At 63.0% G+C, this 16,431-nt stretch carries 19 protein-coding genes; 8 read left to right on the forward strand and 11 right to left on the reverse strand.

Annotated elements, in window-relative coordinates; translation table 11 throughout:
• Positions 1-172: 172 nt before the first annotated feature.
• Complete coding sequence (locus NKI52_RS03370; protein WP_023680535.1) at positions 173-1,207, reverse strand: aspartate-semialdehyde dehydrogenase; 1,035 nt, start codon at positions 1,205-1,207, stop codon at positions 173-175.
• Positions 1,208-1,313: 106 nt separating this feature from the next.
• Positions 1,314-1,463 carry a hypothetical protein gene (locus NKI52_RS03375; RefSeq protein WP_352450216.1) on the reverse strand — a complete coding sequence of 50 codons (150 nt, stop codon included), beginning with the start codon at positions 1,461-1,463 and terminating at the stop codon, positions 1,314-1,316.
• A 201-nt stretch (positions 1,464-1,664) separates the two neighbouring features.
• Between NKI52_RS03375 and NKI52_RS03380 the strand changes: the two genes are divergently transcribed.
• From NKI52_RS03380 to NKI52_RS03390, 3 genes are all read left to right on the forward strand, one after another.
• Positions 1,665-3,500, forward strand: a complete 1,836-nt coding sequence (locus NKI52_RS03380; RefSeq protein WP_352697012.1) for a DEAD/DEAH box helicase — start codon at positions 1,665-1,667, stop codon at positions 3,498-3,500.
• Between the two features lie 84 nt (positions 3,501-3,584).
• Positions 3,585-4,292, forward strand: a complete 708-nt coding sequence (locus NKI52_RS03385; protein ID WP_352577290.1) for a DUF805 domain-containing protein — start codon at positions 3,585-3,587, stop codon at positions 4,290-4,292.
• Positions 4,293-4,471: 179 nt separating this feature from the next.
• The gene (locus NKI52_RS03390) at positions 4,472-5,272 is read left to right on the forward strand and encodes a hypothetical protein (protein WP_352697014.1); all 801 of its coding nucleotides are present in this window, start codon (positions 4,472-4,474) and stop codon (positions 5,270-5,272) included.
• 307 nt (positions 5,273-5,579) lie between these two features.
• Here the strand turns inward: NKI52_RS03390 and NKI52_RS03395 are convergent, their stop codons facing one another.
• A complete protein-coding gene (locus NKI52_RS03395; RefSeq protein WP_352697016.1) occupies positions 5,580-6,257 on the reverse strand; it encodes a hypothetical protein in 678 nt (225 codons plus the stop codon).
• A gap of 491 nt (positions 6,258-6,748) precedes the next feature.
• Between NKI52_RS03395 and NKI52_RS03400 the strand changes: the two genes are divergently transcribed.
• Positions 6,749-7,147, forward strand: coding sequence for a hypothetical protein (locus NKI52_RS03400; protein ID WP_352697017.1), 399 nt, complete (start codon positions 6,749-6,751; stop codon positions 7,145-7,147).
• 88 nt (positions 7,148-7,235) lie between these two features.
• Here NKI52_RS03400 and leuB read toward each other — a convergent pair whose 3' ends face one another.
• The 5 genes from leuB to leuD form a co-directional block, all read right to left on the reverse strand.
• A complete protein-coding gene (gene leuB, locus NKI52_RS03405) occupies positions 7,236-8,339 on the reverse strand; it encodes a 3-isopropylmalate dehydrogenase (RefSeq protein ID WP_352577299.1) in 1,104 nt (367 codons plus the stop codon).
• Between the two features lie 137 nt (positions 8,340-8,476).
• A complete protein-coding gene (locus tag NKI52_RS03410; RefSeq protein WP_352570210.1) occupies positions 8,477-8,827 on the reverse strand; it encodes a VOC family protein in 351 nt (116 codons plus the stop codon).
• Between the two features lie 51 nt (positions 8,828-8,878).
• Positions 8,879-9,262 carry a RidA family protein gene (locus NKI52_RS03415; RefSeq protein ID WP_352570052.1) on the reverse strand — a complete coding sequence of 128 codons (384 nt, stop codon included), beginning with the start codon at positions 9,260-9,262 and terminating at the stop codon, positions 8,879-8,881.
• A 125-nt stretch (positions 9,263-9,387) separates the two neighbouring features.
• Entirely contained in the window at positions 9,388-10,299 is a 912-nt protein-coding gene (locus tag NKI52_RS03420) for an Ivy family c-type lysozyme inhibitor (RefSeq protein WP_352570054.1), read from the reverse strand.
• 56 nt (positions 10,300-10,355) lie between these two features.
• Complete coding sequence (gene leuD, locus NKI52_RS03425) at positions 10,356-10,961, reverse strand: 3-isopropylmalate dehydratase small subunit (RefSeq protein ID WP_023680526.1); 606 nt, start codon at positions 10,959-10,961, stop codon at positions 10,356-10,358.
• Positions 10,962-11,128: 167 nt separating this feature from the next.
• Here leuD and NKI52_RS03430 point away from each other — a divergent pair, with 167 nt between their 5' ends.
• The 4 genes from NKI52_RS03430 (at position 11,129) to NKI52_RS03445 (ending at position 12,931) form a co-directional block, all read left to right on the forward strand.
• The gene (locus tag NKI52_RS03430) at positions 11,129-11,554 is read left to right on the forward strand and encodes a GNAT family N-acetyltransferase (protein ID WP_352570056.1); all 426 of its coding nucleotides are present in this window, start codon (positions 11,129-11,131) and stop codon (positions 11,552-11,554) included.
• Between the two features lie 92 nt (positions 11,555-11,646).
• On the forward strand, positions 11,647-11,958 hold the full coding sequence (locus NKI52_RS03435; RefSeq protein ID WP_031213186.1) for an ArsR/SmtB family transcription factor: 312 nt from the start codon (positions 11,647-11,649) through the stop codon (positions 11,956-11,958).
• Positions 11,958-12,404 (forward strand): SRPBCC family protein, encoded by a 447-nt coding sequence (locus NKI52_RS03440; RefSeq protein WP_352470856.1) that lies wholly within the window; start codon positions 11,958-11,960, stop codon positions 12,402-12,404. Before NKI52_RS03435 ends, NKI52_RS03440 begins: the two co-directional genes overlap by 1 nt.
• Positions 12,405-12,442: 38 nt before the next feature.
• Positions 12,443-12,931 (forward strand): SRPBCC family protein, encoded by a 489-nt coding sequence (locus tag NKI52_RS03445; RefSeq protein WP_352577301.1) that lies wholly within the window; start codon positions 12,443-12,445, stop codon positions 12,929-12,931.
• Between the two features lie 36 nt (positions 12,932-12,967).
• Here NKI52_RS03445 and NKI52_RS03450 read toward each other — a convergent pair whose 3' ends face one another.
• The 3 genes from NKI52_RS03450 to NKI52_RS03460 are packed head-to-tail and all read right to left on the reverse strand — an operon-like array spanning position 12,968 to position 16,431.
• Positions 12,968-14,134, reverse strand: coding sequence for an NAD(P)/FAD-dependent oxidoreductase (locus NKI52_RS03450; protein ID WP_352577303.1), 1,167 nt, complete (start codon positions 14,132-14,134; stop codon positions 12,968-12,970).
• A gap of 30 nt (positions 14,135-14,164) precedes the next feature.
• Complete coding sequence (locus NKI52_RS03455) at positions 14,165-15,751, reverse strand: ATP-binding protein (RefSeq protein WP_352577305.1); 1,587 nt, start codon at positions 15,749-15,751, stop codon at positions 14,165-14,167.
• The gene (locus tag NKI52_RS03460) at positions 15,739-16,431 is read right to left on the reverse strand and encodes a response regulator transcription factor (RefSeq protein ID WP_352450230.1); all 693 of its coding nucleotides are present in this window, start codon (positions 16,429-16,431) and stop codon (positions 15,739-15,741) included. The genes NKI52_RS03455 and NKI52_RS03460 overlap by 13 nt, the downstream gene beginning before the upstream one ends.

The following is a 16,431-nucleotide window of genomic DNA, read 5'->3' on the forward strand; positions in this document are numbered from 1 at the left end:
TGCGGGCCGCCGGCCTTCCGGCCCCCCCCGCGGAGGCCAGCCGCGTAGCGGCGATACGGCCGTGAGCGAAACAACCGCCGAAGGCCGACCCCGCGACTGCGGGCCGCCGGTCGTCCGGCGCCCCCGCGGAGGGCCAGCCGCAACAGCAGCGATACGGCCGTGAGCGAAAAAGTTATGCCGCCTTCTTCTTCGGCTGGATCAGCCCGCGCTCGACCAGCAGCTCGGCGATCTGCACCGCATTGAGTGCCGCGCCCTTGCGCAGATTGTCGGAGACGATCCACATCGACAGGCCGTTGTCGATGGTCGAGTCCTCGCGGATGCGCGAGATGAAGGTGGCGTCCTCGCCGGCCGATTCCAGCGGCGTGATGTAGCCGCCGTCCTCGCGCTTGTCGATGACCTGGCAGCCCGGCGCCTCGCGCAGGATCTCGCGCGCCTCATCGGCGGTGATCGGCTTCTCGAACTCGATGTTGACCGCTTCCGAATGGCCGATGAACACCGGCACGCGCACGCAGGTCGCCGTCAGCTTGATCTTCGGGTCGAGCATCTTCTTGGTCTCGGCCACCATCTTCCACTCTTCCTTGGTGAAGCCGTCGTCGAGGAAGACGTCGATATGCGGGATGACGTTGAAGGCGATACGCTTGGTGAACTTCTTGACGTCGACCTGGTCGGCGACAAACACCGCGCGCGTCTGCGTGAACAATTCGTCCATGCCTTCCTTGCCGGCGCCGGAGACCGACTGGTAGGTGGCGACGACGACGCGCTTGATGGTGGCCGCGTCATGCAGCGGCTTCAGCGCCACGACCAGCTGCGCCGTCGAGCAGTTTGGGTTGGCAATGATGTTCTTGCGCGTGAACAGCGAGATCGCATCCGGGTTCACTTCCGGAACGATCAGCGGCACGTCCTGGTCGTAGCGGAAGGCCGACGAATTATCGATGACGACGCAGCCCTGCTTGCCGATCTTCGGCGACCATTCCTTGGAGACGTTGCCGCCGGCCGACATGATGCAGATGTCGGTATCTGAAAAATCATATTGGTCGAGCGCTCTGACCTTCAGCGTGCGGTCGCCGAACGACACTTCCGTGCCCTGGCTGCGCCGCGAGGCCAGCGCCACCACCTCGCTCACCGGAAAGCCGCGCTCTTCGAGTATGTTGAGCATTTCCCGGCCCACATTGCCCGTGGCGCCGACGATCGCAACCTTGAAACTCATCGAAATCTCCTGTCCCTCTCCGCTCGTTTTCTGGAGAAAACCCGCCGGCCGATGCGGGTTTCAACCCCCGGGCCGGACCCGGGAGAGGGTGGTTAGGCCAAGGGAATCAGACCGTTTTGGTGGTCGTTTTGCCGGTTTTTTTGAGCAAGAACGTGATTTTGCTGGAACGAGGAGACGCAGCGACGCGCCCGGCCCAATGGTTCGCATTGGGGCCGGGGATGTCGAAGGCAGAAAGCGCCATCAAAAGGCCGCGCATCGAAAACTATCCCGTTCGGTGCCGGCTTTTACGCGGTTTACGTCTAGAGTCAATCGCAACCAGGCCGACCCGCCCGCCCTGTACAATGACGGCGGCACCAAGTACGAACGAGCATCGTCTGGCTCGTGGCGCCCGTCTGTGGCGCTTGCCGACATTTGACCCGTCGCCGGGTATTCAGAATCCGAATTTCGAAAGAGCAAGATGTCCAATTTCGAAGCTATTGTCCCCGCGCTGGCAAAGGCGCTGGAAAAACGCGGCTATGTCGAGCTGACGCCGGTGCAGAAGGCCGTTCTCGAGCTTGGCCAGGCCGATGCGCTGGTTTCGGCCCAGACCGGCTCCGGCAAGACCGTCGCCTTCGGTTTGGCTTTGGCGCCGACCCTTCTCGATGGCGCGGAGCGCTTTTCCCACGCGGCGGCACCCCTGGGGCTGGCCGTAGCGCCGACGCGGGAGCTGGCCCTGCAGGTAACGCGCGAGCTGGAATGGCTCTACGAACTGACCGGCGCCACGGTGGCGTCCTGCGTCGGCGGCATGGACATGCGCACCGAACGGCGCGCGCTGGAGCGCGGCGCCCATATCGTCGTGGGCACGCCCGGCCGCCTACGCGACCACATCACCCGCAATTCGCTCGACATGTCGGCGCTCAAGGCAGTGGTGCTCGACGAGGCCGACGAGATGCTCGATCTCGGCTTTCGCGAGGATCTGGAATTCATCCTCGATGCCGCACCCGCCGATCGCCGCACGCTGATGTTTTCCGCGACCGTGCCGCGCTCCATCGCCACGCTGGCCAAAGGCTACCAGCGCGATGCGGTACGCATCTCGGCCTCCGGTGAGGAAAAGCAGCATCTCGACATCGAATACCGGGCGCTGAGCGTCGCCCAGGCGGACCGCGAAAACGCCATCATCAACGTGCTTCGCTACTACGAGGCGAAGAATGCATTGGTGTTCTGCAACACCCGCGCCGCCGTCAACCATCTGACAGCGCGCTTCAACAACCGCAACTTTTCCGTCGTGGCGCTGTCCGGCGAGCTTAGCCAGAACGAGCGCAGCCACGCGCTGCAGGCGATGCGCGACGGCCGCGCCAAGGTCTGCATCGCCACCGACGTCGCGGCACGCGGCATCGACCTGCCCAATCTCGAGCTGGTGATCCATGCCGACCTGCCGACCAACCCGGAAACGCTCCTGCACCGAAGCGGACGCACGGGTCGTGCGGGACGCAAGGGCGTCAGCGCGCTGATCGTGCCCAATAGTGCCCGCAGGCGCACCGAGCGGCTGCTGCAAAGTGCCGGCCTTGCGGCAACCTGGGCGAGCCCGCCGTCGGCCGACGACGTGATACGGCGCGACGACGAGCGCATTCTCGCTGATCCGGTCTTCAGCGAGCCTATGAAGGATGAGGAGAGCGGCTTCGTCGAGGCGCTTCTCGATCAGCACGGGCCCGAACAGGTTGCCGCCGCCTTCGTGCGGATGTGCCGCTCCAGCCACTCGGCGCCGGAGGATCTTCTCGACGTGGCAGCGTTCACGCCGTCGGGCGAAAAATTTGCGCGGCGGGACGAGACACCGAGCCGCCGCGACGATTTCGGCGACAGCGTCTGGTTCTCGCTGTCGGTCGGACGCCGGCAGAATGCCGAGCCGCGCTGGCTGATCCCGATGCTGTGCCGGACAGGCGGCATTTCCAAGCGCGAGATCGGCGCCATCAAGATGCAGCCGGAGGAAACCTTCGTGCAGATCGCGGCGGACTGGGCCGAGCGTTTCCTCGCTGCGATCGGCCCCGACCGGAAGCTGCAGGGCAACATTGCGGTCAAGCGGCTGGACGGCACGCCGGATTTGTCGCGGGCCGGCTATCAGGAACCACGGCCCGACAAGAAGCCGCACCGCGGCAAGCGCACCTTCGATCAGAACACGCCCAAATTCGAGAAGCGCGCACCGGCCGACCAGCGCCCGGCATTCGAGGCGAAGCCCTGGGCCGGGAAACCGGCCAAGGCGAAGTTCGAAGGCGGACCTGCGAAACACAAGAAATCGAAGAACGGCCGGGGTAAATAGCCGGCACTCTCCATTTCCGCACGCCCCTTGCGGTCTGCCGGAACTTTGCACAGTCTGGGGCGGGGAAATGGGGGTGGGCAGGACATGCGCGGCGAAGTTCTTCATTACGACGAAGACCAGGGTTTCGGCTTCATCACCGGAGCCGACGGCAACCGCTACACTTTGGCGCGCGAAGATTTGCGCCGCGAAGCATCGGTTGCCGGAGGTACGACCGTCGAATTCCAGCCGGCTGGCGGACGGGCACGCGATGTTTTTTCGATCCGCGCCCAACCTGCCAGTGCGCCCGCCGACGCCTCCACTGCAACCGCCGCGCCGTCTCAGGCCGGCAATGCGCCAGCGGCACGTCAGCCGCAACATTTCGGCCGTTCCGCTGAACAAAGTCCGGCCGAATCGGCCGGCCTGTGGAACTATTTCTGGCTGGGTCTGACCGAGAATTACTTCAACTTCGCCGGCCGCGCCCGCCGCAAGGAATATTGGGGCTATAGCCTGTTCTGGATAATCGCGCTGCTCGTGGTCATAGGCATCGGTGTCTTTATCGACGGCGCAATGGGCAATGTCGCTGACCTGCCGGCAGTGACAGTCGGCCTCTCCGGTCTCTTCCTGTTGGCGACAGCCCTGCCGTGGTTCGGGCTCAACGTGCGTCGCCTGCACGATATCGGCCTGACCGGCTGGCTCTTCCTGCTTTTCCTGATCCCGACCTTCGGCACCGTGATCATCCTGATCTTTGCGCTGATCCCGACCCAGCCGCGCGAGAACAAGTGGGGTCCCGTGCCGGCGGGTGTCAGGGTTTAGTGTCGTCCTTAGTCTAGTGCCCCGCCAGACGACAGCCTAAGGAACACCTTCTGCCCGTGCCGTCGGCACTTCAACGCTGAGGAGCTCGACCTGTTTTTAGAAATGACGAAGGGGGTTGTGCAGCGTATTTCAGCGCGCATGGAGGAGACCCACGCTAGCGCGCGCACGAGGAATCGTCCATGACGGACCCGGAACTACTCGCCTTACTCGACAAGCTGCGAGCCGTGATGATCAGCGTTGCCACTGGTGGCGCTCGCATCGGCGAGGTGAATAATGAGTTCCAGGAGGATTATCGCACGGTAGCTGACGAACTGCGCAACCGGGAAATTGAGAACCCGCTGCCCTACAGCGACCTTTGGCAATGGTATGGAAAATGGAGCGCTGACATCGCGGGCTATGGACCCCGGCGCGCCTATGTCGCCGATCTATTTGCGCCGCTGATTTCTCGCGTTCGCGCTTCCCGGGTGGCAGAGACTCCGCCTACCGGCTGGGCTCGTGTCGATCGAACTATTGTAGATGCGCGTGAGCGCCTCTCCCGCGCGAAGACCGAGGAGCAGTTCCAAGCGATCGGTCTGCTTTGCCGGGAAGCCCTTATTTCAGTTGCCCAGGAAGTTTTCGACCCTACGAAGCATCCAACCGAGGCGGATGTGCGCGTGAGCACTACCGACTATAAGCGCATGATTGAGGCCTATGTCGCTGTTGAGATGCGGGGCGGCGCGGCCGAGGAAGTGCGTAAACATGCGCGCACAGCGCTAGACCTTGCCTTGCGACTACAACATCAGCGCACTGCCGGCTTCCGCGATGCCGCCATTGCATTGAAGCGACATCAGCCGTTGTGGGCATCATCGCCATTGTTAGCGGCCGGCGAGACCCTTAACGCTCATTCTATTTCCGGAGATCGAGTGAGACGGTCGCTTGCGATACGCCGATCAGATCGGCGATTGCGGTTTGACGATGGCCATCTTTGCGGAGTTTCTTGACAATCCTTCGCCGCGCCGCTGGCGTCAATCCTGACGGATTGAAATCGGTCAGTTGCCGAAATTGTCCGTTAAGCATTGTCGTGGCTGACTGAACGCGGCCATCCGCTCGCTTCACATGAGCCGAGACAATCCCAGCACGAATTCTCAATTTAACGTCGTCACGCCGGCCGACCTGGAGGTCTTCGAGAAGCGACCCTACGGCGCTGTAGTCGAGCTTCACCTTGACGAGATTTGGCATTCGTCACTCCTCTAATAGGATTGATAAGAATCCTATTAGAGGAGGTTAAGCCGGCCGTCAACGCAGGCATCAATACTCGATCTTCAAATCGAGCTTCACCGCCTCCACCTGCACGCCTGCAAGCTGGGCCACGCGGTCTCTCGCCCAGGCCATCACTTCGGCGATTGTGGACAAGCTAGGTTCGACCGTCTCGGGCGCGTGCTCTACCTCTTCCCTGCCCGCTTCTTCGTGAGGATTGTCGGCGAGTAGATCGGAAATCGCATAGACCGCGACACGCTTGTAGTGATCGAGAATGCCCGTCCCGACACTGGCGGCAATACCGCGATTGTCGCGGTCGAGCCCTACCCACATGCCGAAATTATCCTTGATAGTCTGCCCCTCCTTGGAGCGGGCGGCATAGTGGGCGTTGAAACGCTTGCGCACGTCATCGGCCGGGAAAATGTAGACCTCGACGTTTTCCGGGTCATCCTTCGAGTCCACCGTCGCAACGATGACAGTCTCGACATCATCAAGCGTCTTCCACTTCGTGCCCCCTTTCAACGGAGGGAAGGCGATGTAGCGGTCGCGCGTAGTGCGGATCGCGGCCACTGTCGTCTTGCCGTCCTTGGTGATGTTCCAAATGTTCGACAGGCCCCGTCCCGGCACGCGGGCTAGGGAATAACCCTGCGCCTCGGCCGCCTTCTTTGCCGCGCCCACCATCAGTCGCCACCGAACCGATTCAGACTGTTCGCTTAACAGATTAATCACTTTAGCCGTCCTTCAATTTGCGGTGTGCTCGTCATGAGCCATCCGACAAGATGAATATACGTAATTGCCAACCAAATGTCAAACGTTTGAATCAGTATGCGAAACAAATAGCAGTTCGGGTTAATCGTATTGAGATCGAGCCGGCTTGTGCATAATTCACGGATTTCGCACAAAGGTGAGGAATTGCTGACCGAGATCGCCCGCAGCTATAACGTCTCACACTCGACTATATCGAGGTTGCGCACCTGATCGCGCAGGGAGCAGTCATGCCGACTTGCCACACGTGCGGCGGCCAAATCGAATTTCGGTATAGGGGCGGCCGGCCGACGCCGATTCATACCGATAGCCGCTGGTGTTCCGGCTACAGCAGCGGCCCAGGTGCGGCGGCCATCAAACCGTTCGGCACCGTCGTTTCATATGTCAACCCAAACGCGCATTGCCCGGTCTGCGGCAAGCAGGTGTTCTATTATCAATGCCCACACGGCGGCCGGGTGTTCTTCGACAATCTTGGCTGGCCTTGGCCAAAACATGGCTGCACCGATAACCCACGTTCGCAGAAAGGCCGCGTGGAGGCGCGCGTCATAAACTCCCACACCGCGTTCAGAAGCGCTCAGGGGGAACCGCTCGACCTATACGAGCTGCTTTCGATCGCCGAAAAGCGCAACATCGTACATATGCGCTTCCGCAGAATGAACGAGAACCGCAGTTTCAGCGTGTCGCTGGCACTGGGGCGCCTCCGCGATCATGACATCACGATCGACGACCTTTGGACCGCGCCTTCGTTCGTTGTGCGGAGTTACGAAACGCACCGCATCGTCGAATTTATCTCAGGCAGGAAGAAACGGATCGACACGCTCACGCTGGCGCGATCCGGCAAGGGCTCGGCATGAATTGCCCTGTGCCGCCATCTCGCAAAGCACGGTGGCGAGTGCCGCCGCATCCCCGGTCGTCGCCCAGCGGACGTCGACCGACACGGGATCAGCCCAAAAATTTGGCGATGATCGCGTCGCCCATCTCAGCGGTGCCGACCTCGGTCATCCCCGGTGAATGAATATCCCTGGTGCGCAAGCCCTGATCGAGCACGGCGGCGATCGCGCCTTCCAGCCGGTCGGCCTCTTCAACCATGCCGAAGGAATAGCGCATGCACATGGCGAAGGAGGCGATCATGGCGATCGGATTGGCGATGCCCTTGCCAGCGATGTCGGGCGCCGAGCCGTGCACCGGCTCGTAGAGCGCCTTGCGCTTTTTTGTCTTCGCATCCGGCGCGCCGAGCGAGGCCGACGGCAGCATGCCGATCGAGCCGGTCAGCATGGCGGCGATGTCGGACAGCATGTCGCCGAACAGATTGTCGGTGACGATGACGTCGAACTGCTTCGGCCAGCGCACCAGCTGCATGCCGCCAGCATCGGCCAACATGTGATCGAGCTTGACGTCGGCATACTTGGCCTTGTGCGTCTGGGTGACGACCTCGTTCCACAGCACGCCCGACTTCATCACATTGCGCTTTTCCATCGAGGTGACGTGATTCTTGCGCGTGCGCGCCAATTCGAAGGCAACGCCCGAAATGCGCTCGATCTCGAACGTATCGTATATTTGGGTGTCGATGCCGCGCTTCTGGCCGTTGCCGAGGTCGATGATCTGCTTAGGCTCGCCGAAATAGACGCCGCCGGTGAGCTCGCGCACGATCAGGATATCGAGCCCCTCGACCACCTCCTGCTTCAGCGAGGAGGACGCCGCCAGCGCCGGATAGCAGATTGCCGGCCTGAGATTGGCAAACAGCTCCATGTCCTTGCGCAGCCGCAGCAGACCCGCCTCCGGGCGCACCTCGTAAGGCACCGCATCCCATTTCGGTCCGCCGACGGCGCCGAACAGCACCGCGTCCGACGCCATTGCCTTGGCCATGTCGGCATCGGAAATCGCCGCGCCATGCGCGTCGTAGGCGCAGCCGCCGACAAGGCCCTCATCGGTGACGAAATCGCTGCCGAGCCTGTCGTTCATGGCGGAAATCAGCTTCTTCACCTCGGCCATCGCCTCGGGGCCGATGCCGTCGCCGGCAAGCAGGAGAAGATTTTTCGAAGCCATGGGGAACCGTCCTGATTGTGTCGTGAGCCGCGGCCTTGCTAAACGCCAAGCGGCCGGCGCGCAAGCCTGCGGTTCAGAGCATCGGACCCAAAAGTGGAAACCGGTTTTGGGAAAATCCGATGCTCAAGACAAAATGCCTAGAGATGCGAAAGGATATTGACCAGCCTGCCGAACGGGTCGCGTACGAAGAAGCGCCGCACGCCCCAGGGTTCGTCCGCCGGACCGTATTCGATGGCAAAGCCGGCCGTCCTCATGCTTTCAAGCGCGGCATCGACGTCGTCGACTTCGATAGAGATGTCCGGCACCGGCGTTCCTGATCCCCCTTCGGCCATGAAACTGACCTGCACGGACATCGTCTCTTGCGAGCCGTAGGTAGCGATCCAGCCCATATCCATCTTGAGATCGAGGCCGAGCACATCCTGATAGAAGGGTTTTGCCGCCGCGATATCCTGCGTGTCTATGTTTGCAACGATGCGCCTGACCTTCACCATGGGCCGATCCTCGTGCTAACCGTGTCGTTGTCGCAACCGTGACAGGCATCAGGCTGTGCGCCGCAGCGCCGTCACCTCGATCTCGATCTTCATCTCCGGCTTGTTGAGCTGGCACACGATCATCGTTGCCGCCGGCCTGATCTCGCCAAAGGCCTCGCCGAGGATCGGGAACACCACATCCACGAAAGCCGCATCGGTGATATAGTAATGCGCCCGCACCACATCGGCCGTCTCGAAGCCGCCGTCCCCGAGCGCCTTGGCGATCGTCGTCAGGCAATTGCGCGTTTGTGCCTCCACGGTCTCCGGCATCGACATGGTCGCATAATCGTAGCCGGTCGTTCCGGACACGAAACACCAGTCGCCCTGCACCACGGCGCGCGAATAGCCGGCGGTCTTCTCGAAGGGCGAACCGGTGGAGATCAGTTTTCGCATGGTGTCCTCCTTTTTTGCAGCGTAGGCGGTTTGGCGAAAGCGGCGGTGACGGCCGATCTCCCCCCAAGTGGGGGAGATGTCCGGCAGGACAGAGGGGCGCGCGAAGGATCGCGGCAGAACGATTTCTAATTCGGCGACCCCAGCGCCTTGTCCAGCGCTTCCTTGACGTCGGCCGGCCATGTACTCACCGCCGGCCACGCGTCCGGCTCGGGCTTGTCGCCGCGGCGGGCGAAATACAGCTTGTGCTTGACCGGGTCGACCGCCATGAAGCCGTCATTGCCACCGCAATCATGCGGCACGCAGCCGCTGGCAAAGAAGGCACCCGACGCGGTTTTTTCCGTGCCGCCGCCGACCAGCAGGCTGGTCGCCATGTCGGGCATGTCCTTGCCGAGCAGCGTCTCGGCTAGCCTGTAGACGGCCTCGTTGTGAAAGGCATCAATGATGTTGTCGTATTTCGACGGATCGATGTCTTTCCAGTCGGTGCCCGGCTCCGGCATGTAGGTCAGATTACCGGACGTCGTCAGTCCGTCCGTCGGCGACCATTGCAGCGCCGGCTTGGAATCGCCCGGCAGCAGATAGGGTACGAAATAGACGGCGCTGTCGGAGATCGCGGCCGGCGGCGCGCCGCATTCATCCTGCTCGACCGTGGTCGTCTGGATCGCACCGCCCTCCGGCTTCCACACGATCACCTTGGCCGGGCCGCACTGGTTGCCGCCGTCGCCGACATCGACCAGCGCCACCTTGACGCCGCCGACCTCGACGATCTTGTCGAAGAAGACGTCGTAATTGCGCGCCAGTTCCTTGCCGTCGAAGGCGAGTACCCGTTCCCCGTATTCTTCCTCCTGGGTGATGGTCAGCTGGCCGCCCTCGAACGGGATCGGCGCCTGCTTGTCATCGTCGGCGGCGGCTGTGTCGCTGGCGCCTTGATCTGCCGCTGGCGCTTCCGTGGCGGGCGTCTGCGTCTGGGCATAGACGCTCGCCGGGGGCAGCAGCATCAGCGGCAGTCCGCAGGCAGCGGCAACAAGCAAGCGTGTCATCACATCCCTCCCCGGACACTTGGCGTAGAGGCTGACCGTCGGCGCGGCTTTAGAGCCTATGCCCAGGGCCGCAGCTCGGCGTTCTTCTTCTCGAACGAAGCGATGGCGCCGGCCTTCTCCATGGTCAGGCCGATATCGTCGAGGCCGTTCAAGAGGCAGTGGCGCTTGAATTCGTCGAGGTCGAACTTGACCACGCCGCCGTCCGGCCCGCGGATTTCCTTGGCTTCGAGATCGACCGACAGCGTCGCGTTGGAACCGCGCGAGGCATCGTCCATCAGCTTCTCCAGGTTTTCCGGGCTGACGGTGATCGGCAAGATGCCGTTCTTGAAGCAGTTATTGTAGAAAATGTCAGCGAACGAGGTCGAGATGACGCAGCGGATGCCGAAATCGAGCAGCGCCCACGGCGCATGTTCCCGGCTCGAGCCGCAGCCGAAATTGTCGCCGGCGACCAGGATCTGCGCCTTGCGGTAGGCCGGCTTGTTGAGCACGAAGTCCGGGTTTTCCGAGCCGTCGTCCTTGTAACGCATTTCGGCGAACAGGCCGGTGCCGAGCCCCGTGCGCTTGATCGTCTTGAGATAATCCTTGGGGATGATCATGTCGGTGTCGACATTGACGATCGGCATCGGCGCGGCGACACCGGTGAGCTTGGTGAATTTTTCCATGGTTCTTGCCCGTCTTCTTCTCGTTGCGGGGAATTGCTGGCGCTCGGTTTACACAATGCCGCGGGCAAATAAAAGACGGCTGTTTTTGGACTTCCGTCGTCGATCGAAACACAAAATCGGTACAAAACAGCTTCAAAACCACCAGCCCATGGTGCACTTTTGTCGACATGACAACGCGATCCACGATCCTTTACGCCAGCGAACCGGGCCTCGGCATCGCCGAGTTCCGCCGCGTTCTGGTGGAATCCGGCCTCGGCGAGACACGGCCCGTCGATGATCATGCCCGTTTGAAGGCGATGCTCACGAGTGCCGCCCTGGTGCTCACCGCGCGCATCGATGCACCGGGCAAGCCGCTGGTTGGTGTCGCTCGCGGCGTCACCGACTTTTCCTGGGTCTGCTATATCTCCGAGCTCGCTGTTTCTGCATCGGCGCAAGGGCTGGGTATCGGCAAGGGCCTGATGGATGAGGCACGCCGGCAACTCGGACCTTCCGTTGCCATCAGCCTGATCTCCATGCCCGACGCCGTCGGCTTCTATGAGCGTATCGGCATGGAGCGCATGCCCAACGCATTCTGGTTCGGCCGCAAGCGCTGAAATCCACTCCCAGCGACCTCAACCCGCGCATTCTTGGCTAGGGTTCTGCCTCTTGACATGCAACCAAATGGTTGCATATTAGAGTCATGAGCATGGATGCCGTCTTTCGCGCCTTGGCCGACCCGACACGCCGGCGATTGCTGGACAGCCTTCATGCCAGGAACGGGCAGACGCTGAACGCGCTGTGCGGTGAGATGGACATGACGCGCCAGGCGGTGACCAAGCATCTGGCGATCCTGGAAGAAGCAAACCTCGTCACCACCATCCGCAAGGGACGCGAGAAGCAACATTATCTGAATCCGGTTCCCATCAACGAGATCGCCGAACGCTGGATCGGCAAATTCGAGCGGGGGCGACTGGGCGCCCTCAGCGATTTGAAGAAACGTCTCGAAAGGGAAGACTGATGAGCAACATTTTCGTTTATGTCACCTACATCCGCACTTCGCCCGAAAAACTCTGGCAAGCACTGACCGAGCCGGAGTTCCAGCGGCAATATTTCCTCGGCGCCCAGATGCTAAGCGACTGGAAACAAGGTTCGGCGTGGAAGATGGTTTACACCGACGGCCGCGTCACCGACAGCGGCGAGGTCCTCGAGATCGATCCACCCAAGCGCATCGTGCTCAAATGGCGCAACGAGTTCATGCCCGAGGTCAAGGCGGACGGCTACACACGCTGCACCTTCGCCATCGAGCAGGAGGGCGAGATGATGAAGCTCGCCATCACACACGAAGCCGATGGACCGCACAAGCTGCTTGGCCATGTGGCGAACGGCTGGCCGCTCATCCTGTCCAGCCTGAAGAGCCTGCTCGAAACCGGCAAAGGCCTGTCGCGCCCGGCGTCGAAGGCTTGAGGTTGTTTCGATAGCGAAACGTTTCTGGAGACAGGGCGATGTACAGTTCCGCGGTGCACAGCATGACCAATGGCGAGACCGTTATGGCGAGCGCCGATGTTCGCGCGCCGCCCGAGCGGATATTTGACGCGCTCGTTACACGCGAGGTCGAGCGCTGGTGGGGGTCCGCCAGGACCTACCGGATGACCGGATGGGCGGCCGACCTCCGCGTCGGCGGCCGCTGGAGCGTCACCGTCGAGACGGCGGCCGGCAGACACCTGCCCGCCAGCGGCGAATTCCTGGAGATCGAAGAGCCGCGCCGGATCGTGCAGACGCGGAGATACGACTGGGACCATCCGACGCTTGGCCGCCGCGAAACCAAAGTCGCCTGGCTGCTGGAGCCGATCGCCGGCGGCACACGCGTCACCATCTGCCATGGCGGCTTCGCCGGCCTCGCTGCTGCCGCAACGAAGCATGCCGAAGGCTGGGCCCGGGTGCTGGGCTGGCTTCAGGCGTATCTTGGTACGGGCGGCTTGGTGGCGGCTTAATCCACCAAGCAACGGTAGCATCCCTTCGCGCCGGCGTTAAATTACATTCAATTCCCGAAACGGCCGCCCGTCGGCGATCCGGCTGTACCCGAACGCCGAGCAATCCACCGTGCGATAGCCGCCATGCACGATCAGTTCGGCCAGCGCCTTGCCGACCGCCGGAGCCTGCTGCAAGCCGTGACCGGAAAACCCGTTGGCGAAGAGGAAATTGCCGACCTCCGGGTGCGGGCCGATCACCGCATTCTGGTCGAGCGTGTTGTAGTCGTAATGGCCGACCCAGGCGCGCGTCGGCTTGATCGCCTCGAAGGCTGGAATGCGGGTCGCCAGCACCGGCCAGATCACCTCTTCGAACAGCGGCCAGTCGGGGTCGAAGTCGGCGGGGTCGGCCGGTCCTTCGCCCTCTTCCGGCTCGGCGCCGCCGGTGATGTAGACCGAGCCCTCCGGCCGGACATAGATGCCGCTCGGGTCGACCAGCAGCGGCATGTCGTCATATTTTTCGCGCGCCTCGAAGACGAAGACATTGCGCTTGCGCGGCTCCACCGGCAGCGCCAGCCCGGCCATTGCTGCCACCTTGCCGGCATTCGGCCCGGCGGTGTTAACGACGGTGCCGGCCTCGAGCCGCTCGCCATTGTCGAGGGTCACGCCGGCGACGCGCTTCCCTTGCCGCTCGATACCGGTCGCCGACGCTGTGATGAAATCGATGTTCTTGCTTCGCAGTGCCTTGCGGAACAGCATCAGCATCGCATGCGCGTCGAACCAGCCTTCGCCGCTGCGGCCATAGGCGCCGGCGGAAATGCCCTCGACCGACAGCCACGGAAAGCGGCGGACGAGCGCCTCCGCATTCTCGAGCACGATGTCGGCGCCCTCGGCCATCTGCGCCTCGTGGTTGGCCCGCAGGATCGGCAGCCCGTTCTCGCCGGCAAGGATGAGGTAGCCACCTTCGCGAAAGCCGATATCGGCGTCCGCGCCAAACTCTTCCCTGAGCCGCCGGAACAGTTTCAGCGTGAATTGCGACAGCCGGATGTTTTCCGGGATCGAGAACTGCTGGCGGATGGAAGCGCAGGACAGTGTGGTCGCCGCATGAGAAAATTGCGGGTCACGCTCGACAAGCGCAATCGAGCCCGAAAACCCTTCCTCGCGCAGATAATAGGCGACCGAGGAGCCGACGATGGCTCCGCCGATGATGACGATGTCGTAATGCACCTTTTGGCCCTTCCGATCTGAACCGCCGAGTCACGCCGCCGGCAGGATGATCTCGAAGCGCGTGCCGCTCGCCGAGTCAACCAGCCGGATCGTGCCATCATGCGCTTTCAGGAGGGCCAGCACGATGCCGAGGCCCATGCCGGTGCCGCCGGAATCGCGGCGCGTGGTGAAGAACGGCTCGAAGATGCGGCCTCGGTTGCTGGGCGAAATGCCGGCGCCGTCGTCAGCGACCACGATGGTGGCCTTGCCGTCCGCTTTTGCGGCTGTGACCGATACCAGCGTCGCGCCGTGCCGCGCCGAATTGTCGATGAGATTGGCCAGCACGATCGCAGCGTTTTCGGCCGATATGCGCAGCCCGATCTCGGTGCCCGCCTCGACGCGCACCGCCAGCCTGTCGTCGGCCGGCAGCAGCGCCAGTGCAGCAGTGAGCGACGTGCTTTCGCCGCTCGGCTCGAGATTTTCGGCGCGCGCCAGGTCGAGCAGGCGGCGCACCAGCAGATTGAGCCGGCCGGCATCGGTGACGATATTGTCCGAAAAGCGCCGCCGCTCGGCCTCGTCCATCGCGCTGCCCGAATCGCGCAGCAGTTCGGCGGCCCCCTGGATCGCCGTCAGCGGCGATTTGAGCTCGTGCGAGACGTGGGTGGCAAAGGTCTGGATGCCGTCGGAGCGTGCGTGCAGCTTTTCGGCCATGTCGAGGAAAGCAGCAGAGAGTTCACCCATTTCGCGCGTGCCGTGGTGATCGAGCGGCCTGATCGCCGCGCGGTCGCCGGCGGCGATGCGTTTCGTGCGTTCCATCAGCGCATAGATCGGACGGCTGACGGCGCGCAGGAAGACCAGCCCGATCAGCAGCGCGCCGCCGAGGATGGTGATTGCCGCCAGCGCCACCTTGCCGCGCTCGCCATAGAGATGCTTGACGATGTTGTTCGGCGTCCGCGACAGATAGACGACGCCGGCGACCTTGCCGGAGACCGCAACCGGCATGGCGACAAAGACGCGAACCTTGGTGCCGCGGCTGACCGAATAGAGCGGCGGCGACGGCTGGTCGGGAACCCGCAGCCTGAGCGCGCTGGCGTAGCGGCCGGCAAGCGCTGCGCGAACCTCGTCGACAGCGGCGAGCGACAGGCCGGCCTCCTCACGGCCGGCGATGACCACGCCTCTGGGATCGAGCAGCCGGAAGCCGGCGAGCGTGGTCTTCTGCGTCTCGGCAAGAATGCCCGACAGGCGTGCGCCGATTGCCGCGAAGGCGGGATCGGCGCTGGCCGCGGTGGCCGCGGGCCGGGTCGGCAGGATCCTGTCGGACGCAAGATCGAGGCGCGGTTCGATTGGCTGGTAGGGAGAGGCCCGATCGCTGGTGTTGGGTGAAGGCACGGGTGCGCCGAGCTTTTCCGGGGCAAGGCCGGCCTCGCGAACCTCTTGCGCATAGATCGCGCCAAGGGCGGCGCCTTGGGCGATCAGCTCGGCCTCGGTCTGCCTGATCAGCTGGTTCTCGTAGAGCCGGAAGAAAAACAGGCCGGCCAGCGGCAGCGCCATCACCATGATCAGGATGGCGATGACGACCGTGGCGAGGCGAGGCCGCCATTTGCTGCCAATCAGTTCTTGGGCGCTCACGCGCCGCATCCGCCCAGCCGAAAACCGACGCCGTGCACGGTCTCGATCGCATCGACGCAGCCGACGGCCGCCAGCTTGGCGCGGATATTGCGGATATGGCTGTCGACGGTGCGGTCTGCGACATGGATATTGGCCGCATAGGCGTTGGCCATCACCATGTCGCGGCCAAGCACATACGCCGGCCGCGCCAAAAAGCCTTTCAGGATCGCGAATTCGATCGACGTCAGCGCCAGCGGCTTGCCGTCGAAGCTGGCTGTATGGCTTGCCGGAACCAGCAACAGTCTGCCATGCGAGAATTGCCGGTCGTCGGCTGGTTCCGGCGTGGGCCGCGCGCGGCGCAGGATGACGTTGACGCGGGCGACCAGCTCGCGCGGGCTGAACGGCTTGGTGACATAATCATCGCCGCCCATCTCCAGCCCGAGGACGCGGTCGATCTCTTCATCCCGCGCGGACAGGAACAGCACCGGCAGGTCGGATGTGTGGCGCAGCCGCCGGCACACTTCCAGCCCGTCCATTTCCGGCATGCCGATGTCGAGCACGACGAGATCGGGCGCATGGCGCTCTATCGCCTGCAAGGCAGCCGCGCCGTCCGGCACCGCCAGCGTTTTCATGCCGGCCTTTTCCAGCGCGAAGCAGATGATTTCGCGAATGTGCGGGTCGTCGTCGGCGACCAGTATGTGGTGCGGCAT

Origin of the sequence: Mesorhizobium sp. M0590, assembly GCF_040320905.1 — a bacterium.
Taxonomy (GTDB): Bacteria; Pseudomonadota; Alphaproteobacteria; order Rhizobiales; family Rhizobiaceae; genus Mesorhizobium.